Source organism: Vibrio sp. LQ2 (genome assembly GCF_023920125.1).
GTDB lineage: Bacteria > Pseudomonadota > Gammaproteobacteria > Enterobacterales > Vibrionaceae > Vibrio > Vibrio fluvialis.
On sequence record NZ_CP085308.1, the window covers coordinates 2,642,034 to 2,662,837 of the forward strand.

The 20,804-nt window shown below is 46.0% G+C and carries 22 protein-coding genes and 1 tRNA gene; 10 read left to right on the plus strand and 13 right to left on the minus strand.

The genetic code is table 11. The features are described from left to right. Window positions 1–56: 56 nt before the first annotated feature. The 5 genes from LGV68_RS12450 to LGV68_RS12470 form a co-directional block, all read right to left on the minus strand. Window positions 57–794, minus strand: coding sequence for an SDR family oxidoreductase (locus tag LGV68_RS12450; protein WP_024374538.1), 738 nt, complete (start codon window positions 792–794; stop codon window positions 57–59). A 38-nt stretch (window positions 795–832) separates the two neighbouring features. Next, on the minus strand, window positions 833–1,225 hold the full coding sequence (locus LGV68_RS12455; RefSeq protein ID WP_222795353.1) for a DUF4260 domain-containing protein: 393 nt from the start codon (window positions 1,223–1,225) through the stop codon (window positions 833–835). A 151-nt stretch (window positions 1,226–1,376) separates the two neighbouring features. Beyond that, on the minus strand, window positions 1,377–1,595 hold the full coding sequence (locus tag LGV68_RS12460; RefSeq protein ID WP_081094705.1) for a VF530 family protein: 219 nt from the start codon (window positions 1,593–1,595) through the stop codon (window positions 1,377–1,379). Between the two features lie 173 nt (window positions 1,596–1,768). Continuing rightward, window positions 1,769–2,005, minus strand: a complete 237-nt coding sequence (locus tag LGV68_RS12465; RefSeq protein WP_024374536.1) for a hypothetical protein — start codon at window positions 2,003–2,005, stop codon at window positions 1,769–1,771. 200 nt (window positions 2,006–2,205) lie between these two features. Continuing rightward, a complete protein-coding gene (locus LGV68_RS12470) occupies window positions 2,206–2,772 on the minus strand; it encodes a pyridoxamine 5'-phosphate oxidase family protein (protein WP_252535316.1) in 567 nt (188 codons plus the stop codon). Between the two features lie 228 nt (window positions 2,773–3,000). Here LGV68_RS12470 and LGV68_RS12475 point away from each other — a divergent pair, with 228 nt between their 5' ends. Together LGV68_RS12475 and LGV68_RS12480 are read left to right on the plus strand one after the other, a co-directional pair. Continuing rightward, the gene (locus LGV68_RS12475; RefSeq protein ID WP_020328377.1) at window positions 3,001–3,324 is read left to right on the plus strand and encodes a cupredoxin domain-containing protein; all 324 of its coding nucleotides are present in this window, start codon (window positions 3,001–3,003) and stop codon (window positions 3,322–3,324) included. Between the two features lie 13 nt (window positions 3,325–3,337). Then, on the plus strand, window positions 3,338–4,165 hold the full coding sequence (locus LGV68_RS12480) for an FTR1 family protein (RefSeq protein ID WP_222738517.1): 828 nt from the start codon (window positions 3,338–3,340) through the stop codon (window positions 4,163–4,165). 262 nt (window positions 4,166–4,427) lie between these two features. On the opposite strand, the gene rplT is transcribed toward LGV68_RS12480, so the two are convergent. From rplT to LGV68_RS12505, 5 genes are all read right to left on the minus strand, one after another. After that, entirely contained in the window at window positions 4,428–4,781 is a 354-nt protein-coding gene (gene rplT / locus LGV68_RS12485; protein WP_004727974.1) for a 50S ribosomal protein L20, read from the minus strand. 42 nt (window positions 4,782–4,823) lie between these two features. Further along, entirely contained in the window at window positions 4,824–5,018 is a 195-nt protein-coding gene (gene rpmI, locus LGV68_RS12490) for a 50S ribosomal protein L35 (RefSeq protein ID WP_004727973.1), read from the minus strand. 112 nt (window positions 5,019–5,130) lie between these two features. Continuing rightward, window positions 5,131–5,682, minus strand: coding sequence for a translation initiation factor IF-3 (infC, locus tag LGV68_RS12495; RefSeq protein WP_075989580.1), 552 nt, complete (start codon window positions 5,680–5,682; stop codon window positions 5,131–5,133). Between the two features lie 3 nt (window positions 5,683–5,685). Beyond that, window positions 5,686–7,614 carry a threonine--tRNA ligase gene (thrS, locus tag LGV68_RS12500; protein WP_020328371.1) on the minus strand — a complete coding sequence of 643 codons (1,929 nt, stop codon included), beginning with the start codon at window positions 7,612–7,614 and terminating at the stop codon, window positions 5,686–5,688. A gap of 216 nt (window positions 7,615–7,830) precedes the next feature. Beyond that, complete coding sequence (locus LGV68_RS12505) at window positions 7,831–9,747, minus strand: DEAD/DEAH box helicase (RefSeq protein WP_252535317.1); 1,917 nt, start codon at window positions 9,745–9,747, stop codon at window positions 7,831–7,833. Window positions 9,748–10,123: 376 nt separating this feature from the next. Between LGV68_RS12505 and rnb the strand changes: the two genes are divergently transcribed. Beyond that, a complete protein-coding gene (rnb, locus tag LGV68_RS12510; RefSeq protein WP_252535319.1) occupies window positions 10,124–12,130 on the plus strand; it encodes an exoribonuclease II in 2,007 nt (668 codons plus the stop codon). Between the two features lie 61 nt (window positions 12,131–12,191). Here rnb and LGV68_RS12515 read toward each other — a convergent pair whose 3' ends face one another. Beyond that, the gene (locus LGV68_RS12515) at window positions 12,192–12,545 is read right to left on the minus strand and encodes a DUF3024 domain-containing protein (RefSeq protein WP_020328367.1); all 354 of its coding nucleotides are present in this window, start codon (window positions 12,543–12,545) and stop codon (window positions 12,192–12,194) included. A gap of 217 nt (window positions 12,546–12,762) precedes the next feature. On the opposite strand from LGV68_RS12515, the gene LGV68_RS12520 reads away from it, so the two are divergent. Further along, window positions 12,763–13,587, plus strand: coding sequence for a phosphate ABC transporter substrate-binding protein (locus tag LGV68_RS12520; protein ID WP_024375569.1), 825 nt, complete (start codon window positions 12,763–12,765; stop codon window positions 13,585–13,587). 50 nt (window positions 13,588–13,637) lie between these two features. Here LGV68_RS12520 and LGV68_RS12525 read toward each other — a convergent pair whose 3' ends face one another. Together LGV68_RS12525 and LGV68_RS12530 are read right to left on the minus strand one after the other, a co-directional pair. After that, the gene (locus tag LGV68_RS12525) at window positions 13,638–14,309 is read right to left on the minus strand and encodes a MaoC family dehydratase (protein WP_020328365.1); all 672 of its coding nucleotides are present in this window, start codon (window positions 14,307–14,309) and stop codon (window positions 13,638–13,640) included. A gap of 315 nt (window positions 14,310–14,624) precedes the next feature. Continuing rightward, a complete protein-coding gene (locus tag LGV68_RS12530; protein ID WP_252535321.1) occupies window positions 14,625–15,512 on the minus strand; it encodes a LysR family transcriptional regulator in 888 nt (295 codons plus the stop codon). A gap of 180 nt (window positions 15,513–15,692) precedes the next feature. Between LGV68_RS12530 and LGV68_RS12535 the strand changes: the two genes are divergently transcribed. The 6 genes from LGV68_RS12535 (at window position 15,693) to LGV68_RS12560 (ending at window position 20,725) form a co-directional block, all read left to right on the plus strand. After that, window positions 15,693–16,949, plus strand: a complete 1,257-nt coding sequence (locus LGV68_RS12535; protein ID WP_024375570.1) for an adenylosuccinate synthetase — start codon at window positions 15,693–15,695, stop codon at window positions 16,947–16,949. A 178-nt stretch (window positions 16,950–17,127) separates the two neighbouring features. Beyond that, window positions 17,128–17,218: transfer RNA gene (locus LGV68_RS12540), tRNA-Ser, on the plus strand. 79 nt (window positions 17,219–17,297) lie between these two features. Beyond that, entirely contained in the window at window positions 17,298–18,683 is a 1,386-nt protein-coding gene (locus LGV68_RS12545) for a tyrosine-type recombinase/integrase (RefSeq protein ID WP_252535323.1), read from the plus strand. Next, window positions 18,676–19,059, plus strand: a complete 384-nt coding sequence (locus LGV68_RS12550; protein WP_140357602.1) for a hypothetical protein — start codon at window positions 18,676–18,678, stop codon at window positions 19,057–19,059. The genes LGV68_RS12545 and LGV68_RS12550 overlap by 8 nt, the downstream gene beginning before the upstream one ends. Window positions 19,060–19,068: 9 nt before the next feature. Beyond that, a complete protein-coding gene (locus LGV68_RS12555) occupies window positions 19,069–19,257 on the plus strand; it encodes a hypothetical protein (RefSeq protein WP_000342585.1) in 189 nt (62 codons plus the stop codon). 367 nt (window positions 19,258–19,624) lie between these two features. Further along, window positions 19,625–20,725, plus strand: coding sequence for a site-specific integrase (locus LGV68_RS12560; RefSeq protein ID WP_140357601.1), 1,101 nt, complete (start codon window positions 19,625–19,627; stop codon window positions 20,723–20,725). Window positions 20,726–20,804 lie beyond the last annotated feature (79 nt).

Consider the following 20,804-nt stretch of genomic DNA (forward strand, 5'->3'; position numbering starts at 1 on the left):
CAAGCAATTGGCTGATCTATAGGCCACTATGATACCCAGCAACACGATGGCCTTTGTTAAGCGAGCGACAAACCACCATCGACCACCAACGTATGCCCGACGATATAACTCGCTTTTGCTGAAATTAAAAACTCAACGGCGTCGACGATTTCATCAGGTCGGGCAAAACGTTCCATCGGTACCACGGCAGATACATCGTCACGTATTGAGGGGACTTCTAACTGGCGTTCATCCCATCTTGGCGTCCAGGTAACACCTGGTGCAACGGCGTTGATACGGATGCCTTGGGCAATATTTTCCAGAGCCAACGAACGAGTAAGCCCTTCCAGAGCATGCTTGGCGGCACTGTACATTGCTGCATTTGGCGTTGGCCTCAGGCCATTGACTGAGCTGATATTCACAATCGAGGCACCAGACGACATCAAGCCAAGTTCATACTTCAGGCATAACGCTTGTGCCCAAAAATCCTGATTGAGCGTATCTTTGAGCAGGTAGTCGGCGACAGTCTCATACGCACCGCGCGATGCCAATGCTGGTGAAGCATTATTCACCGCGACATCCAGTTTCCCATACCGCGCGTCGATAGTGCCGAAGAAGCAAATGACCGCCTGTTCATCAGCAATATCCAAGGCGTGGTAATCGACGGATTCCAATTGGGGATAATGCGCCACAGCCTGTTGCCAGGTCGTTGGGTTTCGCGAGCAAGTGATAACCTGATAGCCAAGGGCCAACAAACGCAAAACCATTTCAAGGCCGATGCCTTTCGAGCCTCCAGTCACTAGCGCAGCTTTCATCGACTTCTCCTATATATTCCTTTTCATGTCTGAGCGAATTACATCTCTTCGCTGTAGCGATCCCTGCCGATTCGGCCAAGATGCGTGTGGGTAAAACCACTGCCGTATTTCAACCCATAGCCCAGTGCTCTATCAAACCCGATATGCGCGATCCAGATTGTGGCTAACGACAAAGCTAGAGATACCCCAAGAATCAAGCCAACAGCGGCCAATCCAAGTGGGATAAGTAGAGAATGCGTGATGTTATAAGCGACTGCGCCTACTCTAGGGTTGAACAGATAACCTAGCAGCGCGATATCAGGCACAAGAAACAGCCAGCCAAACAAGCTCCAGCTAAATCCGGAGGTAGAGTAGAAAAGCAAAGAAATCAGAAGGATACAAAGCCCTTCCGAACGCAGTAAAATTTTAGGCTGACCAGTAACAAATGACATGTTGATTCCTTGCAACCCTCGATGCCTGAAAGAGCACCGGAACGACTTTTAATTAGTACCACGATACCCGTGAAACGCCATAGAAAACGGCGATAGTGAGAGATTTGAAGGGGCTTGGCCTGCTCAATATTGCAGGCCAAAGAAAGGATTATCAGGTAAACGTATTGATATACAGCGCTTCAACCTTATCTCTTGCCCACTGTGTCTTTCTTAAAAACTTGAGTGACGATTTGATCGACGGATCATTCTCAAAACAGTTCACTCGGACTTCGCGATACAAACCATTCCAACCATAGTATTCAACTAAACGAGTCAGGATTTTCTCAAGGGTTAATCCATGCAACGGATTATTAGGTTGTGGTTGGCTCATCAATTCTATTCCAATATCGAAGTAATTCGCCGCTGAATACCAGCGGCGCAAGCGGGCAGTCTAACAGATTCGAAGCATTCCACCCTATTCCTTTGTTCAAGGTTGGCGAGCCTTAATCATTTGCCTGTAAAGGCAACGAACCATTCATTGGGTATTAGATTGAACGATTGACGTTAAGCAACACTGAAAAGCGCGCAGACTACTGACAGTATTGCATACTCTTTAACTGTTACCTCATCTCTGTTTTTATACTCAGCCAAGCACTCTTTGATCGTTTCTGCCGTCACTGGTTTACCGCTGACAACGAATCCTTGCTCGGTAAGTTGTACCAGCTCTTCACGATATGTCGCAGCATGAACATCAATATAGGTGAGTGTGGTTTCTTTTTGCAAAAATTGTACGGTGACCATCAAGGCTCCTTTTCCGTGACACATAAAACGACGCATTCAGACTGTTCACGCCACGTTGAGAGCTATGGATTCATACACATTATCGATGTAGACATACGCTAACATAGACGACATCAGGAGTGGAGAGAGTGAACACTGAAACAAGCGATCAGCTACAGTTATTCTCCTGCATAACGAGTTTTCTATAAATTAAACGACAATCAAGAAGTTAGTTTAATGTCCGCGCGATGCGCGATCTCCGTATCAAAACCATCAATACTGTTTTGGTTTTTCTTCAGCCAGTATTGCTCAATACCTTCCACGCCTTGGCGATCTGACCATTTAGCCAAGTCATCGCGGTCGCCCTCATAATTGAAATAAGGTACTGACATTCCGCACAATGACTGCACCATATCAATATCCAAAAGAAAGATTTGGCGCGATGCGACACTGGCCGGAAAGAGCCCGACATACTGAGGCCATTCACTATCCTTGGTGTGCAGTACTTTAGCTTCACCGTAAGCACGCAGAATCAAAGGAGCACCATCGAATGCACAGAACATCACCGTCATTCGCGTATTTCTAAGCACGTGTGCCGCGGACTCGTTTCCACTCCCGGTCAAATTCAACCAAGCAATTTGCGTTGGACTGATCACTCTTAGTGAATCACCGCCTTTAGGAGAGATATTGACCCGCCCACTCTCTGCCGCCGTTCCCACAAAGTAGATCTTCTGCTGTGCGATAAACTCGATATGTTGATCCGATAATGAAGAAAATTGCTTACCCATGCGGATGCCTCCCTGACGTGATATTGATTTCCATGAAGAAGAAGTTGACGACCAAGCCATACTAACGGCTCTTGTTATGCATTGGATAGCATTATTGAGTCATTTTTTCGGTATCGGTTGGGTCAGAACCCGACTTGTCGGTCCACTCATTAAATTAAATAGTTTGTTACATTTACTAACAATAAATATAATAACCATTCTTATTTGGTTTAACTGAGATATTCATAGATGAAAAAATTCCTTCTGCTGCCACTCCTTCTGAGCGCGAGCCTGCCGGCACTGGCTGACACTCCTACTTTCGAGATTGAAATTAAGGATCACCAATTCCACCCAGCACAACTCGAGATTCCGGCACATCAACAGGTAAAACTGATTGTGAAAAACCTTGATGACACGGCTGAAGAATTTGAAGGTGAAGATTTCCATGCTGAAAAAGTGATCGCAGGCCACGGTGAAGCAACCATTTTGGTTGGTCCTTTCGGCCCGGGCGAATTTGAGTTTATCGGTGAATTCCATGAAGACACCGCTAAAGGTGCTTTGATCGTTAAGTAAGTGAGGAAGACTCATGCTGAGTTCCGCAATTATTGTCTTTCGAGAGGTGCTGGAAGCCGCGCTGATTGTCACGATTCTGATGGCCGCCACTAAAGGCTTACCTGGCCGAACTCGCTGGATTTTCGGAGGTGTCACCGCTGGTCTCTTTGGCGCTTTAGCCGTCGCCTTCTCCGCCGGTGCCATTGCGTCAACTTTTGAAGGTATGGGGCAAGAACTGCTTAATGCTGGTATCTTGTTGACGGCAGTATTGATGCTTGCATGGCACAACATCTGGATGTCAAAGCATGCCCGCGAACTAGTCGCTCACTTAAAGCAGGTCAGCTCCAAAGTGAACGAAGGCTCATTGCCACTTTACTTCCTATCTGTCGCCACTGGCCTTGCGGTACTGCGCGAAGGTTCGGAAGTGGTTCTGTTCCTGTATGGTGTCGCGGCTGGCGGTGATTCGGGTATATCGCTGCTGACAGGCGGAATCTTTGGCGTCGTTTCGGGCATCATTGCAGGTGCTCTGCTCTACTTCGGCCTATTACGCATTCCGACTCATCTGCTGTTCAAAGTGACGGGCTGGATGATTCTGTTCTTAGCTGCAGGCCTCGCGGCGTCAGCGGCTGGTTATCTGATGCAAGCGGGCATTCTGACCGCTCAGGCACCATTATGGAACTCCAGTTCTATCTTGTCTGAACGTTCAATCGCTGGTCAGCTATTGCATATTTTGGTTGGCTATCAAGCTCGGCCAACTGCGATTCAGCTCGCTTTTTACCTCGCTACCCTTGTGCTCATCTCTGTTGGCATGCGTTGGGCGAGTCGTTCTGAGTCCGCATCACGCAAAGTTTCCAAAATCTAAATCTCTCTACGGCTCCTTCGGGGCCGTATTTTTCCCTGCCAAATCCTCTGCCTCCTTTGTCAAAAAAACCACCTCCAGAACTGGAATACTACCGACGAAATTGTTAAATGGCCGAACACATCTGCGCGAGTTCGCTGACAAGTAACTTCGTATGAAATTGAGGGACGAGAGTTCTAGAAGGTATTTGAACTAAGAGACGAAGAATTCCAGAAAAGAAAAAAGGAGAGCAAATGCTCTCCTTCTCTTAAACCGGTTCTGCTAATTACAGAGCAGCTTTCGCTTTTTCTACAAGAACAGCAAATGCTGCTTTGTCGAATACTGCGATATCAGCCAGGATCTTACGGTCGATCTCGATTGATGCTTTCTTAAGACCGTTGATGAAACGGCTGTAAGATAGACCATTTTGACGAGAAGCCGCGTTGATACGTGCAATCCACAGTTGACGGAATTGACGTTTCTTAGCGCGACGGTCACGGTAAGCGTATTGACCAGCTTTAGTAACTGCTTGGAAAGCTACGCGGTAAACACGTGAACGTGCACCGTAGTAACCTTTAGCTTGTTTCAGAACTTTCTTATGACGTGCACGAGCTTGTACACCACGTTTTACGCGAGGCATTATGCTTCTCCTAAACTAAACGAATTAAAAACTAAAAACAAATTAAGCGTATGGCAGACAACGAACGATACCCGCAACTTCACATTTAGGAAGAATTGAGTTTGGACGTAGTTGACGTTTGTTCTTAGTTGTACGCTTAGTCAGGATGTGACGTTTGGTAGCGTGTTTGAACTTAAAACCACCAGCAGTTTTCTTGAAACGCTTAGCAGCACCTTTGTTGTTTTTCATCTTAGGCATGATGAATAACTCCGCATTGTAGTAGTTTAATAAACAACGTAATTAGGGCGAATAAAACCCAACCTCGTTACCTTAAGCAACTCGGCTAGGTTTATTACTTGCAAGCCGTTAATTACTTCTTCTTAGGGGCTAGAACCATGATCATCTGACGACCTTCAATCTTCGTTGGGAAAGATTCCACAACAGCAAATTCTGCAGTGTCCTCTTTCAAACGATTCAGAACGTCAACACCGATGTCTTGGTGAGCCATCTCTCGGCCACGGAAGCGAATTGTTACTTTCACTTTGTTGCCTTCTTCAAGGAAACCGGTCAGGTTGCGTAGTTTTACCTGATAGTCTCCAATATCAGTCCCAGGACGGAATTTAACTTCCTTAATCTGGATCTGTTTTTGCTTCTTCTTCTGCTCTTTAGCAGCTTTGCTCTTTTCGAAGAGGAATTTGCCATAGTCCATTACACGACAGACTGGTGGCTCGGCGTTAGGGCTGATCTCTACAAGATCCATACCAGCTTCTTCGGCTGCTGCTAGTGCTTCTTGGATCGAAACGATACCAACAGACTCACCGTCAGCGCCTGTTAAACGAACTTCACGAACGCCACGAATTTCACCGTTTAAACGGTGCTGGTTTTGTTTGGCCGGTACTTGGCCACGTCTTCCGCCTTTAATAGTTTATTCCTCCAGATTTAACTTACGGGCAGCAATCTCGGTCTGGATATGTGAAATAAAGTCATCCAGTTTAAACTTACCAAGATCTTTACCTTTACGTGTACGTACTGCAATTTCTCCGGCTTCCATTTCTTGGTCGCCACAAACCAACATGTACGGGACACGCTTTAAAGTGTGTTCGCGGATTTTAAAGCCTATCTTCTCATTTCTCAAGTCCGCTTTTGCTCGAATACCACATTTTTGTAGCTTTTGAGCCACTTCCTGAGCGTAATCAGCTTGTTTGTCTGTAATATTTACGACAACTGCTTGCTCTGGCGCCAACCAAGTTGGGAAGAAACCTGCGTATTCTTCGATAAGAATACCGATAAAACGCTCTAATGAGCCTAAAATCGCGCGGTGAATCATTACAGGTACCAAACGCTCGTTGTTCTCACCTACGTATGTTGCGCCTAGACGCGAAGGTAGGTTGAAGTCGAGCTGCACAGTACCACACTGCCACGCACGGTCCAGACAGTCGTATAGCGTGAATTCGATCTTAGGACCGTAGAATGCACCCTCACCCTCTTGAATTTCGTAAGCGATACCCATCGCTTCCAGAGAGTATTTCAGTGCTTCTTCTGATTTGTCCCAAATCTCATCACTACCTACGCGTTTTTCTGGGCGAGTAGACAGTTTCACGGCAATGTTTTCGAAACCGAAAGTGGTGTATGTGTCGTACACCATCTTAATGCACGATGTCACTTCTTCCTGAATTTGGTCTTCAGTACAGAAGATATGAGCATCGTCCTGAGTAAAGCCACGAACGCGCATGATACCGTGCAGCGAACCCGATGGCTCGTTACGGTGACATGAACCAAACTCTGCCATACGCAGTGGCAGATCACGGTACGATTTCAGACCTTGGTTAAAGATCTGCACGTGACCCGGACAGTTCATTGGCTTGATTGCGTAATCACGGTTCTCAGATGACGTTGTAAACATCGCATCTGCGTATTTGTCCCAGTGACCTGAACGTTCCCAAAGAACGCGGTCCATCATCAGAGGACCTTTTACTTCCTGGTAACCGTATTCTGTCAGCTTGTGACGAATAAAGACTTCCAGATCACGGAAAATAGACCAGCCATTGTGATGCCAGAACACCATACCTGGTGCTTCTTGCTGCATATGGAACAGGTCAAGCTGCTTACCGATCTTACGGTGGTCACGTTTCGCCGCTTCTTCCAGACGAGTCAGGTGAGCTTGCAGCGCTTTTTTATCGTGGAACGCAGTACCGTAGATACGTTGTAGCATTTTGTTATTGCTGTCGCCGCGCCAGTAGGCACCTGCCACGTTCAACAGTTTGAAGTGTTGGCAGAAGCCCATGTTTGGCACATGCGGACCGCGACACATGTCGATGTATTCTTCATGGTGGTAAAGACCAGGACGATCATCGCGAGCAACGTTTTGGTCCAAGATTTCCATCTTGTATGGTTCTTGGCGCGCTTCAAATGTGTCACGCGCTTCCTGCCAGCTGACTTTATTTTTAACAACCTGATATTTGGTTTTCGCCAGCTCTTTCATGCGAGCTTCGATCTTCTCGATGTCGTCTTGTGACAGAGATTCTTCTAGATCGATATCGTAGTAGAAGCCGCTATCGATAGTTGGACCGATCGCCATTTTTGCTTGTGGGTAAAGTTGCTTCAGCGCATGGCCAAGCAAGTGGGCACAAGAGTGACGAACAATTTCCAGACCATCGACTTCATCTTTCGTGGTGATGATTTCAAGGCTTGCGTCGTTTTCGATCAAATCGCACGCATCAACACGAACACCATCAACACGGCCTGCAATGGTCGCTTTCGCCAGACCAGGACCGATAGATTGTGCAACTTCTAGAGTAGAAACCGGGTTGTCAAATTGACGCTGACTGCCGTCAGGAAGAGTAATAATAGGCATGAGATATCCTTACAGTGGTGTTGCACACTAAGCAACACATGTTCAGTTTGATTAAGTGAGCCATCGATGATCACTCGGTAACACGAATACCGGATTATCAACGGAAACCGAATTGTACCTAGCTCACATAACGAATGTAAAGTAAGAATATTTCAGGGAAAAGAAAAAGCCCGCAGATTATCCGCGGGCTCTCTTTATATATAGCAGCGTGAACTATTACGCTTCAGTGCGACGACGGCTGTGACCGCGTTCACCACGATGGTTACCACGGTGATCGCCACCACGGTTGCGATCGAAACGACGCTCACCACCTTCACGGTTGCCGCCTTCGCGGTTACCACGGAAGCCACCTTCACGACGACCACCTTCGCGGCTACCACCTTCACGGTTACCACGGAAACCACCTTCACGACGGCTGTTACCGCCTTCGCGACGACCACGAGACTCACGGAAGTCATCGAAGTCACATACAACAGCGCCAACTTCTTTCTGACGAATACGCAGCTTACGCAGTTTACCCGTTACATCAGCAGACATTTCTTTCGGCAGCTGAACAAATGTGTGACCTTGAGCCAGTTTGATGGCACCGATAGAGCCTTTAGTCAGACCCAGTTCGTTAGCCAGTGCACCAACGATGTCTTTTACTTGAACGCCTTGATCGCGGCCCACTTGCAGCTGGTATGTTTCCCAGTCAGTGTTTGTAGCGAACTCACCACGGCCACCAAACTCACGACGACCTTCACGACGGTCACCACCTTCACGACGCTCGCGGCGACGTGCTTTGTCACGTTCCATTGCTTCTAGCATTGGGTCTTCACCAACGTAGAACAGAGGACGTTTACCTTGCTGACGTTTCAGCAGGATTGCAGCCAGAGTCGTTGCATCCAGTTCCAGAGAAGCTTGCAGTTTCTCAACCAGCTCAGAGAATTTCTCCAAAGAAGTGTGCTCTTTCTCTGCTTCCAGCTCAACAGCCAGTTGGCTCAGACGTGCTTCAGCCACTTTATCGCGGTGTGGAAGTTGGATCTCTTCCATAGAAGAACGAGTAACACGTTCGATAGTACGTAGCATGCGGATTTGGTTAGTACGAACCAGCAGGATCGCTTTACCTTTACGTCCAGCACGACCAGTACGGCCGATACGGTGGATGTATGATTCCACATCGAACGGAATGTCGTAGTTAAATACGTGAGTGATACGTGGCACATCAAGACCACGAGCAACAACGTCAGTTGCTACCAGAATATCGATCACGCCTTGTTTGATATGATCAACAGTACGCTCACGCAGAGACTGAGGAATGTCACCGTGTAGTGCCGCAGCTTTGAAGCCACGTGCACATAGCCAATCAGCCAGGCGCTCAGTATCTTGGCGAGTACGTACGAACACGATAGACGCGTCAGTTTCTTCAGTTTCAAGAAGACGAGCCATCGCTTCATCTTTCTCTACGCCTTTTACAACCCAGAATTGCTGCTCTACTTTAGCAACAGTTTGGTTAGAACCGGCAACGTCAACACGAGCAGGTTCACGTAGGAAGCGATCAACGATGTCTTTTACCATTGGAGGCATGGTTGCAGAGAACAGAACACGCTGTGCTGTTTCTGGTGCTTGTTCCATGATCCAAGTTACGTCGTCAACGAAGCCCATTTTCAGCATTTCATCCGCTTCATCCAGAACGAATGTATGACATTCGTCCAGGTGCAGACGTTCACGGCTGATCAGGTCTTTAACGCGGCCTGGAGTACCGACAACGATATGTGCGCCAGATTTAAGAGCGCGCATTTGATCTACGATAGAAGCACCACCGTAGATTTCTAGAACTTTCAAACCCTTGATGTTCTGGCCCAGATTTTTAATTTCTGCCGCTACCTGGATAGCCAGTTCGCGGGTTGGAGCCATTACGATTGCTTGTGGCTTGTACTGAGACAAATCCAATTTGTTCAGTAGTGGCAGCGAGAATGCTGCAGTTTTGCCTGTACCTGTTTGTGCTTTACCTAGTGCGTCGCGGCCTTCCAGAAGAAGAGGAATTGCAGCAGCCTGAATTGGAGTTGGAGAAACGAAGCCCATTTCGTTAAGGGCAGAAAGGATTGCACTGTTTAGTGCTAAGTCACTGAATTGAATGACAGATTCTTGCATGGGGATCCCACTAAAATAATGAATAACCAAGGTCCCACGTGCTTTACCATTCCAACTAATCCAAGAAAGTTGCTGAATCCGTTCAGATGCGGACGAGTATCAAAAAGCATCAAGCCACTAGGGACATCTAAGGGAGGCGGATTATTCCCTAAACGCATAAAAAAAGCTAGAAAAAATTGAAATTCATCACAATTTTTTCTCAGTAGTGATAAAATGCCGCCTCAGTAACGTGCTAACAGCCTTAATTCCAAGAAATTAGCTGATAATTTCAGCAATTAAACTAGGTTCAACCAGCGCTGAAAATCACGTTTTCGGTAGTAATAATCATAGTCAATGATTATAGTGTGCCCAATTAACCGAGTCAGAAATAAAAAAGATGTTTCAAGATAACCCGCTACTTGCCCAATTAAAGCAACAGATTCAAGAAAACCTGCCAAAAAAAGAAGGTCAAATTAAAGCGACCGACAAAGGTTTTGGTTTTCTCGAAGTCGACAGTAAAACCAGCTTCTTTATTCCGCCACCATACATGAAGAAATGTATGCATGGCGACAAAGTGGTGGCCATCATCCGTACGGAGAAAGAGCGCGAAGTCGCTGAGCCGCAAGAACTGATCGAACAATCGCTGAGCCGCTTTATCGGCCGGGTTAAACTCCACAAAGGCAAACTGAACGTTGCTCCGGATCACCCGCAACTGAAAAAAATGCCGCTCAAGGCAAAGACCAAGAAAGGTCTGAACCCTGAAGATTTTAAAGAGGGCGATTGGGTTGTCGCCCATCTGACTCGACATCCGCTGAAAGACGACAATGGTTTCTTTGCCGAGATTTCAGAAAAAATCACTGACGCCGATGACAAGATTGCACCTTGGTGGGTGACGTTGGCCGAAAACGATCTGCCAAACTGCGAACCTGCAGGAATCGAAAACTGGGAACTTAAGGACGACGCCGATCTTGAGCGTACGGATCTGACAACTCTTCCATTCGTCACCATTGATGGAGAGTCAACCAAAGATATGGACGATGCGCTGTATGCGAAGAAACTGGAAAACGGTAGTTTCGCTCTTACTATTGCTATCGCCGATCCGACCGCCTACATCACACCTGAAGATGATATGGATAAAGTGGCGCGCGAACGTGGCTTCACTATCTATCTACCTGGCCGCAACATTCCAATGTTGCCACGCGATCTGGCAGATGAATTGTGTTCATTGATCGAAAATGAAGTGCGCCCTGCCCTGTGCTGCACGGTAACCGTCGATAAAGATGGTGTGATTGGTGATGACATTCGCTTCTTTGCAGCCAACATTAAGTCGCATGCCCGTCTGGTCTACGATCACGTTTCAGACTGGCTCGAAACAGGCTCAAGCGACGCCTGGCAACCAAGTGAAGAGATTGCTCAGGTTGTCCGTGACCTTTACGAGTTTTCTCAGGCACGTGCAAACTGGCGTGAGACACACGCGGTTGTTTTCCCTGATCGCCCTGACTATCGTTTCGAACTGAGTGAAGACAACGATGTCGTCGCCATTCACGCCGATTCTCGTCGCACAGCAAACCGTCTGGTTGAAGAATCGATGATTACCGCGAATATCTGTGCAGGTAAAACACTACAGGCCGCATTTGGTACTGGTGTGTTCAACACACACGCTGGCTTTAAGCCGGAGAAAGTCGCGGATATCGTTGAGCTGATGAACTCGCACGGAGCACAATGCAGCGAAGAGAGCGTAAACACGGTTGAAGGTTTTGCCGCTTTGCGTCGCTGGCTGTCTACCCAAGAGACTTCTTATCTGGATAACCGTATCCGTAAGAGCCAGAGCTACAGTGAAATTGGTAACCAACCACTGCCTCATTTTGCAATGGGCCTGGACGTTTATGCGACCTGGACATCACCGATTCGTAAGTACGGCGACATGATCAACCATCGCATGCTGAAAGCACATATTCTGGGTAAAGAATCTGTGCAAAAGCCGGATGAAACAGTTGGCGAAGAACTGGCTCTGCACCGCAAACACCATAAGATTGCAGAACGCAACGTGGCTGACTGGTTGTATGCCCGCACTCTGGCAGAAGAGCCAGCAAAAGAGACTCGCTTCACCGCTGAAATCTTCGATATCAACCGTCCTGGCATGCGTGTTCGCTTACTAGAAAACGGCGCAATGGCTTTCATCCCTGGCGCGCTGATTGTTGATAATAAAGAGCGTATCGAGTGTAACGGCGAAGAAGGTACAGTATCCATCGATAAAGAAGTCGTGTACAAACTGGGCGATACGCTGGAAGTGGTTCTGACTGAAGTAAATCAAGAAAACCGCAGCGTAGTGGCTAAGCCAACTCAGGTTTTTGCAGATGCGCCAGCCGCTCCAGAAGCCACCGAGGAGCCAACCGAGGCTTAATTACCCACGCTCAAAAAAGGCATTCAAATGAATGCCTTTTTTATTGTTCCCGTTTTGTCCATCAGGACCAGAAATAAGATTTAGGGTCTTTTTCTACTTCCCGAATCAACGCGGTCAGATCACCACTTTTGGATAAATAAGGGTATGGCATCCATTCCGGAGATTCACCCAGACCAGAGGGTACATACAGCGCCCACAGCCGGGACTCTTCTTCCCAGATCACTTTGGCCACCGGGCTGGTGTAATCACAATGGGCCGAGTCCAACTTGAAGTGGCTCTGAATAAACTGCACCCCATTTTCAATGGATTCAAATCCGGATTTGCCCAATTCCGCGGGTAAACTCTGATTTCGATTGTGACAAACCAGCTCCGCTCTTCGTTCTATCTGACGCTGCAGTAAACTAATAACCGCCATGACTCCCTCAACGCCTTACTCAACCCGCCGACCGACTCAGTATCTCCTGAAAGAACTGAATTTTCTATGATCTCAATGTGTTTTGAGTATAACCCATCCCCCTTAAACCGGAGACATTTCACACAATCCCATGTGAACAGGCCGATGATTCACAAAAGTGTCATCTAAGCGACATAACATAATGCCCTGTTCTATTACCTATTTTTGGAGTTCACTTATGCTACGGGTCGCGCTTGCTGCTCTTTGCTCACTTTCTCTTTTGACCTCTTTTGCGCAAGCGAGCGAGATTAATGTCTCTGGTTCCACGTCGGTTGCCCGCATCATGGATGTGCTCGCAGAAGAATACAATGCAACACACCCGGATAGTTACATCGCGGTTCAGGGTGTCGGTTCTACCGCGGGGATCACTCTGCTGAAAAAAGGCGTGGCGCACATTGCCATGAGTTCTCGTTATCTGACCGAAAGCGAAGAAGAGGATTCTCTCAATACCTTTTTACTTGCTTACGATGGTTTGGCGGTCGTGGTAAACCGCGCGAATCCTGTCAGCGATCTGTCGCGTGAACAGCTGTATGACATTTATAAAGGCAAAATTAATAACTGGAAACAAGTCGGCGGTAACGATCAGAAAATCGCAGTAGTAACACGCGAAGCCTCTTCGGGTACCCGTTACAGTTTTGAAAGTCTGCTCGGGCTAACCAAAATCATCAACGATCGTTTGGTGTCGGACATTAACCCGAATAACCTGGTGGTCAACAGCAACAGCATGGTGAAAACTCTGGTTAACCACAACTCGCAGGCGATTGGTTTCATCTCAACAGGCTCAGTAGATAAGTCGGTTAAGGCGATTAAGTTTGAAGGCATCGATGCAACGTCTAAAACCATTGCCGACCACAAATACACGTTGTCACGTCCTTTCCTTATCCTGCACTACACCGACAAGGACAGCAAAGAAGCAAAAGCGTTTCTCGATTTCCTGCGCTCAGAGAGAGCCAAAGCGCTGATTGTCGAGTACGGATATATTCCGGTCGGCGAATATAAATAACGCCCATAAAAAAGGAGAGCCTCAGCTCTCCTTTTTCATTTTTAATACGCTTAAAAGTGCAGTTGAATCACCGAGACCACCACGCAACCGGGGCGGCGAACGCCTTCAATCTCAACCTTGATTTCACGCTCGATTTCCAGGCCTTTCTTGATTGGCGTCACTTTAGACAACGTACTCACTGCGCGCACCCGACTACCCGATTTCACCGGATAAGGAAAACGTACCGAATTCAGACCAATATTCACGACCAGCTTCGCGGTCGGGAAAAGTGAGTTATCCGCATCCACACTGTCTGTCAGTTTTGGCAGCAGAGCTAACGTCAGAAAACCATGAGCGATCGTTGTTTTAAAAGGCGACTCAGCTTCTGCCCTTTCAGGGTTAGTATGAATCCATTGCATATCTTCCGTGACAGCACCAAATTGGTTAATGCGATCCTGATCCACCAGAATCCAGTCACCCGTATGGATAACTTCACCAATGTTTGGCATCAGTTCGTCATACACAGCCTGAGCTTCGGGCTTAAGCACGATAGGCTCCGGCATCTGTACATCTTCATTCGCTGACTGATGAAACTCTTTTACCCAAGAGAACAGCTGACGATTGTTGGCTTTGCCTAAGAATTCGTCCCAGTATTCGCGCATAGCAGGAGACACCCACTGCTTAAATTCAGCGTGCTTAACAAGATTTTCTGCACGATGTTTAAATAGATCCGCGACTTTCATCAAAACCTCATTCTTAACTAAGAATAAATGCTAACGTCCTAATTTTGAAGTACTTCACAGTAACCTGCAAACACTTTCGGGCGTACATGCGTATACTCAACCTTTATTTTTTGTTTATTTTCAAAAGGTTATCAATAAAACATTATTTTATTAGCATTTCAAAAATTAGAGTAAATACACGAGTATTTTGGGCAAACTTTGTACTGACTTTTCTATTCGGGCTTGTCGTTAACTGTAGACAATGACGCGTCCAATAAGCAAATTTGTTGATTTTTAAAGCAATATGCATTCGACCACCAAATACGGCAAACGTTCTCAATTGACATGAGGCGAGCGGATAATTTCTTCGTCCACCCAATGCAGCAGCTTTTTGATTGCTTTCGACAGTACCTGATTCTGACGCACAATATAGCCTAAACTGGCCGAAGGAAAAGTCGGTAAGGGTGTGATGGTGGATTGAAGATTGAGCTTGGGATGCAATGCGAAATCCGGAACAATCGCGATACCGAATCCGGCTTCTGCCCAGTCAATCTGTGCATCGACACTGCCGACTTCCATAATGCGATATTTAGGCAATTTTAAATCCGGCAATGCCGGATCCATTAAATCTCGCGTGCGGGTATCGTGTCCCAGCAAAATTAAGGTTGGAGCTTCAATATTATCGACCACCTCCCCGTTCTGCCACGCTTCCAAGCCATTTCCCAACGCGCACCACTTCACCTGCTTAAGCTCAGTAAAATGCAGTGGTTGACTCTCTTTTTGTGCCATCACAAAGCCAAGATCTGCTTTGGCACTCTTGACCAGGTCCGCAGCCTGCGACGACGTCGTATTCAGCAGCGTCAGATCTATTCCGGGAAATTCCGACTTAAACGATTGGAACGGTCCAATCAGTAACCAGCGGGAAATAATGTCACTGGCAGCAATGGTGAGAGTGCCTTGGCAAAGGTCGTTAATCGCATTGAGATCGGCTTGGCAACTTTGTAGCTCCATCAACGTATTTTGCGCGCTCTGCAACAAACGTTCACCCGCCTGAGTCAGACGAAAGGGATTACGTTCAATGAGCTTTACCCGTGTGCTCTGTTCAAGCTGTTTGATGTGCAAACTGACGTTTGGTTGGGTCATGTGCAACTCGCTGGCGGCTTTCCCAAAGTGCTCAAGACGAGCCAACGTCACAAATGTGTTGAGCCAGTGGAGATCAAGCATATCAGCTCCTGAACGATAAAAAGGACGGAGAAGGCGCGACTTTCAGGACGATAAGCGCTTCCACTCAGTCGTTCAAATTATCCCGATATGAATTTCTTATCAAGCCAATAATGATTATTAATTTTTCTTATTTCAGTCCGCCCCCTAGGATAGGTTGGTAACTTTTGAGGAGATTAAAACATGTCGTCTATCGTTGTTGTGGGTGCAAACTGGGGTGATGAAGGTAAAGGCCGTATTGTGGACTATTTGGCAGATAGCGCCGCAGCGAGCATTCGTTTTCAAGGCGGTAATAACGCCGGCCACACCGTTGTAAATGACTTTGGTACATTCAAACTGCATCAGCTGCCAAGCGGCGTGTTTAACCCAGGTTGTCTTGCCGTTCTCGGCCCAGGTATGGTTATCAGCCCTGCTCCACTTTCTCAGGAGATTGCGGAAGTAAAAGCGGCAGGTGTTGACGTTAACCTATGCATTTCAGATCGTGCGACGCTATGTCTGCCATTGCATGCACTGGAAGATACACTGGAAGAAGAACGCCTCGGTGACGGCGCTTACGGTTCAACACGTCAGGGTATCGCGCCAGCATACGGCGACCGCGTCATGAAGAAAGGTATTCTGGTCGGTTGGCTGAAGCAACCAGAAGTATTGCGTGAGCGTATCCAATTCATGCTGGACTGGAAATTGCCTCAATTGAAAGCGCTTTACCCGTCATTTGAATTTTCTCAAACCGCAGAAGAAATGACCGAATGGCTGTTGGAAGTTTCTGCGCCATGGCGCGACGCGATTTGTAACGTGAGTCAACCGCTCAAAGCGCTGCAAGCGAAGGACGAAAACCTGCTGTTTGAAGCGCAGCTGGGTGCGGGTCGTGACTTAGTTTACGGCGAATACCCATGGACAACTTCTTCCAACGTAACGGCTGCCTATGCTGGTTTGGGTAGTGGCTTGCCAGCACTGCGTCCAGAGCGCGTGATTGCAGTAGCAAAATCATTCAGTTCATCAGTGGGTACCGGTACGCTGATCACGGCGATGGAAGAGCAAGACAGCTTCCGTGAAGCGGCAAACGAATACGGTGCAGTAACAGGTCGTCCACGCGATATGGGCTACTTTGATGCTGTAGCGACCCGCAACGGTGTTGAACTGCAAGCAGCAACTGAAGTTGCGCTGACTAAACTAGACTGTCTGAGCGGCATGCAAGATCTGAAAATCTGCGTCAGCTACGCAGGTGAACACAGTGAAAACCCAATTTGGCCACAAACTTCTGCTCTGGCACCGGTTTACGAACAGATGGAAGGCTGGAACGAAGACATCACAGGCTGCCGCACGTTTGAAAGCCTGCCTCTAGCCGCACAACATTACGTTCAACGTGTTGAAGAACTGATGGGTGTGCCGGTAAAAATGATCTCTGTGGGCCCAGAACGCGCACAAATGATCCTACGCTAATCAAAAACTAGTGAAACTGAGGCCGACAATTCCTGTCGGCCTTTTTTATATCCAAAATCATCGAACGAGCATGACGTCACCGATTAGCTAAATTTGCAAAAAATGGTGGTATATTGCGCAGTTAGCATCATGACGTATTTACATCACTATCATCGACGAGTATAGTTCGTCGCACTACGGAGAGATGGCTGAGTGGTTGAAAGCACCGGTCTTGAAAACCGGCGTACGTTAATAGCGTACCTAGGGTTCAAATCCCTATCTCTCCGCCACATTCAAGCCCTTGATTTATCAAGGGCTTTTCTCGTTTTAAGACAATCAAATGTCACCTAATACAAATAGGTGATACATATGTATTTGATTAAATTGAGCAATAACGTGTTTTATACACGTATTTCCACTCCAGCTATTCTGCAAACTTCTCTGGGTTATCCACGAGAGATTCGACTTTCACTTCTGACTAAGCAACGTAGGCTTGCTTCTAAGCGTAATTCTCAGCTTTCTGGCGTAATCCACACTTTATACGAGCAAGCACTCACAGAAAGGATTCCTTATGTCAGCTTTAAAATGGAACTCGATGCTCAAGTAGCAAAGGTTCGCCAGCAGTTTAGCTCTAACCTTCCCAATGAGGATAACCCACAATCAAAATGTACAGTAGTTAGCATTAATAATGAGGCAAGGACAAAGGTTCAACCTGCTCCTGCTCCTGCTCCTGCTCCTGCTCCTGCTCCTGCTCCTGCTCCTGCTCCTGCTCCTGCTCCTGCTCCTGAAGTTAGCGTAGCCCCTAGTCTGGCTGATGAGCAAGTACTTATCACTGAGTTAGACAACTTCATCCATAGTAAACGTTTGGAAAAAGTTACACCATTAACTCTGACGCAGTTGAATCAGCGTTGTACAAATTTCTTAGATTACCTAACCAAGCAAAACGTTAGTTTATCTGCTAAAGCTGCCAACACTTACAGAGACCACTTAATTGAAACGGGATTAAGTGCAAAAACAGTAAAAGAATACATTGCGGCCAATAAGCAGTTCTTTGATTACTGCGAACGAATTGAACTCATTGAGAAAAATGTCTTCAAAGCCATAAAAGCACCAAAGACTCGTGGTACAAAAGCATCACAGCAACGTGACCGCTGGCAGCTGAAAGAGATCAAAAGGCTATTATCCAGCTCTGAATTTCGTAAAAAAGACGCTCAGTTCCAGTGGACAACTAAACTGCAAATTTACCAAGGATGCCGCCCTTCAGAGGTTTGTCAATTAACAACCCATAATATCCAAATGATTGATGGTGTCCCATGCATCTCGATTTCTGATTCCGAAGCGGATCAGCGGCTAAAAACGACCAATGCTTTTCGCATTGTCCCCTTGCACAATCAATTGATAAAAGGAGGGTTTCTTGAGTATGTGCAAGAGCGCCGAGAGCAAAAGCAGAAACAGCTTTTTGATTATAAGCCGCACGGAGAAAACAAAGATTGGTCATTTCGATACCGTACCAACCTGGGGAAATTGCAAACCACAATCGGGATGAAGCCCAATGCTCGACCAACGGCTTACTCATTCCGACATACTTTTATCGATGAGTTAAAGATTGCTGATATACCAGAGCACATAGTGGCTGAAATCGTTGGGCATGCTCATCCTAACATCACCTTCGGACGATACGGAAAACAAGCGAAAATTCATCAATTGTATGAAGCAGTTAATAAATTTCCAGCAGTGGAGGTGAAGTATGCGTAAACTAGCAAATTTTGAGCTTCAAGCCGTGACAGAAGCGTTGGAACATGCGGATTTCACTCAAGAATATGATTTTACGCATCTAATCAGTTGTGGAATAAACATCGAACATATCCGCCGAGTTTATCGACTGAAGTTGTCTTTGAGGCGTAACCCAACCCGAACAATTTTCGATGAGCTAGACAGTGTCTATTCAATTTATTCCACTATAGAGTCATTTAGCCAGCTAAAACTAATATTGGGTTATGAATTGCAAGAAGATGAACAAGAAACTGAGGATAAGCTTCTGTTTCTAATGCACTTTCTAGAGCAGCATGGAATGCGACTTCAAACGAATGGAATCCAAGTACCATTCTCAGTTTTCGTCAATTTGATGTAGAGAGTTGTTATGGATGATAATCAACTAATAGACAATGCTCTGACTTTAGATACTTTTGCCATGGTTAGAATTGTGAACGATGGGGATGCTTGGGTTCAATATGGTGACAATATTAAAATCGTTACCAGAGCGAAAGCAGCAAATATCACGGCGGAAGTACTTAAAGTCATTGCAAAAGAGTTGAATAGACAAGAGTAGTAACATCGAGACATGGCGGCTCCTGCCGCCTGTTTAAAAATGTCTTTTTTGATAACTTTAGCTTAATAAAATCACCTTTTAACTTCTCTGAACTATCAATCTCCAATTAACTACCTTTGCGACATTGGTTAAGTTTTGTTCAAATAGTTCATTTTTACGAAAAAAATTTCGCTTCCGTAAATCCAGAAACTCCATCTCCTTATCCGCTTGATAAATTATCTCAAATTTAACATCACTTGTTTTTTATTATATATAAACAAGGGTAGAGTAAATAATTTATTGTTATTTTTCAACAGGTTACGATCTTGACAAGATTTTGCCTTGGTCGTAATTTCCATTTCGAATCAATCGAAAAAGAGAAATGACAATGAAAACAAAAACAATGAGCAACACTCAAAGCTTCAGTCACTATTTAGATATTTTTATTAAAGATGGTGAGTATCGTAAAGTTAAATCCACAAAAACTGGAGAGCAACCTCGGATCAACAGATTACGTAAAATTTTTGGTGAAGATGACTTACGTTCAATCAAGCATAGTGCTCTTCGAATGACTATTGCAGGTTGGCATTCACACTTAAAAAATAAAACCATCAATGAACACTTAACTATTTTACGCTTTGTTTTTTCGACAGGTTTAGCAGATCAGCTCATTGATCATAATCCCATGGAAAACATAAAGAACCTACTTGTAGAAAAAACAGAACCCGATCCGTTTACTAAGACAGAAATCGCTCGCCTATCGAATTGTAACGATGTGTGCCCGCAGGTAAAAAATGCAACAGCATTAGATATCCTAACAGGTCTTCGTATTAGCGAACTTATCGCCTTGTGCTGGGACGATGTCGATTGGAAAAGCAAAAAGCTTTATGTTCGTCGTGCTTGTGTACTTGATGTTTATAAATGCCCGAAAACAACAGATTCGGTGCGCGATGTCGATCTAAACCCGCTTGCTATTTCTATTTTGAAATCCCAGCTAAAACTGACGGGAAAACGTCGAAGTAAAACCGTGAATGTTTTGCAACGCGATAATAAAACATTAAAACAAGAATCTCTTAACTTCATCTTCGTGAATACTAAAACGAATCAACCGTTCACAGATGCTAAAGAGTTCACGGAGCGTTTTTTCAAAAACTATCTCATTGCTGCTGGTGTGAGACATCGCGGAGTCGGTCAACTACGTCACACATTTGCATCTCAATGCCTAACAGCTGGCATCAACAAAGAGTGGTTAGCCCAACAGATGGGACATAGTGATACTAAAATGATTGATCGTCACTACGGAAAGTGGATCCGTGAAGACTCCTCTGATTGTTCATTACAAGCTGCTCGGCATTTACAAGACTCTTTTGGGTTACTCATATCAGATAGTGATATAAAACTGCCTTCTGCAACTAAGCTTGCATTGGATGCATCGCAAAAATTTCAAGCATCTCAGCAACAAGAAAGCGTTATGGAGAGTGCGCGATGAGCACTCTTAATAACACGTATTGCAAAAGTGCAATACAAATACAACAACCAGTTGGCTTTCTATTACAGTTGTTTACTCG

What these genes read in the sequence shown, in the direction of transcription:
- LGV68_RS12450 (WP_024374538.1), bottom strand. Translation starts at nt 794, where the DNA reads ATGAAAGCTGCGCTAGTGACTGGAGGCTCGAAAGGCATCGGCCTTGAA.
- LGV68_RS12455 (WP_222795353.1), bottom strand. Translation starts at nt 1,225, where the DNA reads ATGTCATTTGTTACTGGTCAGCCTAAAATTTTACTGCGTTCGGAAGGG.
- LGV68_RS12460 (WP_081094705.1), bottom strand. Translation starts at nt 1,595, where the DNA reads ATGAGCCAACCACAACCTAATAATCCGTTGCATGGATTAACCCTTGAG.
- LGV68_RS12465 (WP_024374536.1), bottom strand. Translation starts at nt 2,005, where the DNA reads ATGGTCACCGTACAATTTTTGCAAAAAGAAACCACACTCACCTATATT.
- LGV68_RS12470 (WP_252535316.1), bottom strand. Translation starts at nt 2,772, where the DNA reads ATGGGTAAGCAATTTTCTTCATTATCGGATCAACATATCGAGTTTATC.
- LGV68_RS12475 (WP_020328377.1), top strand. Translation starts at nt 3,001, where the DNA reads ATGAAAAAATTCCTTCTGCTGCCACTCCTTCTGAGCGCGAGCCTGCCG.
- LGV68_RS12480 (WP_222738517.1), top strand. Translation starts at nt 3,338, where the DNA reads ATGCTGAGTTCCGCAATTATTGTCTTTCGAGAGGTGCTGGAAGCCGCG.
- rplT (WP_004727974.1), bottom strand. Translation starts at nt 4,781, where the DNA reads ATGCCTCGCGTAAAACGTGGTGTACAAGCTCGTGCACGTCATAAGAAA.
- rpmI (WP_004727973.1), bottom strand. Translation starts at nt 5,018, where the DNA reads ATGCCTAAGATGAAAAACAACAAAGGTGCTGCTAAGCGTTTCAAGAAA.
- thrS (WP_020328371.1), bottom strand. Translation starts at nt 7,614, where the DNA reads ATGCCTATTATTACTCTTCCTGACGGCAGTCAGCGTCAATTTGACAAC.
- LGV68_RS12505 (WP_252535317.1), bottom strand. Translation starts at nt 9,747, where the DNA reads ATGCAAGAATCTGTCATTCAATTCAGTGACTTAGCACTAAACAGTGCA.
- rnb (WP_252535319.1), top strand. Translation starts at nt 10,124, where the DNA reads ATGTTTCAAGATAACCCGCTACTTGCCCAATTAAAGCAACAGATTCAA.
- LGV68_RS12515 (WP_020328367.1), bottom strand. Translation starts at nt 12,545, where the DNA reads ATGGCGGTTATTAGTTTACTGCAGCGTCAGATAGAACGAAGAGCGGAG.
- LGV68_RS12520 (WP_024375569.1), top strand. Translation starts at nt 12,763, where the DNA reads ATGCTACGGGTCGCGCTTGCTGCTCTTTGCTCACTTTCTCTTTTGACC.
- LGV68_RS12525 (WP_020328365.1), bottom strand. Translation starts at nt 14,309, where the DNA reads ATGAAAGTCGCGGATCTATTTAAACATCGTGCAGAAAATCTTGTTAAG.
- LGV68_RS12530 (WP_252535321.1), bottom strand. Translation starts at nt 15,512, where the DNA reads ATGCTTGATCTCCACTGGCTCAACACATTTGTGACGTTGGCTCGTCTT.
- LGV68_RS12535 (WP_024375570.1), top strand. Translation starts at nt 15,693, where the DNA reads ATGTCGTCTATCGTTGTTGTGGGTGCAAACTGGGGTGATGAAGGTAAA.
- LGV68_RS12545 (WP_252535323.1), top strand. Translation starts at nt 17,298, where the DNA reads ATGTATTTGATTAAATTGAGCAATAACGTGTTTTATACACGTATTTCC.
- LGV68_RS12550 (WP_140357602.1), top strand. Translation starts at nt 18,676, where the DNA reads ATGCGTAAACTAGCAAATTTTGAGCTTCAAGCCGTGACAGAAGCGTTG.
- LGV68_RS12555 (WP_000342585.1), top strand. Translation starts at nt 19,069, where the DNA reads ATGGATGATAATCAACTAATAGACAATGCTCTGACTTTAGATACTTTT.
- LGV68_RS12560 (WP_140357601.1), top strand. Translation starts at nt 19,625, where the DNA reads ATGAAAACAAAAACAATGAGCAACACTCAAAGCTTCAGTCACTATTTA.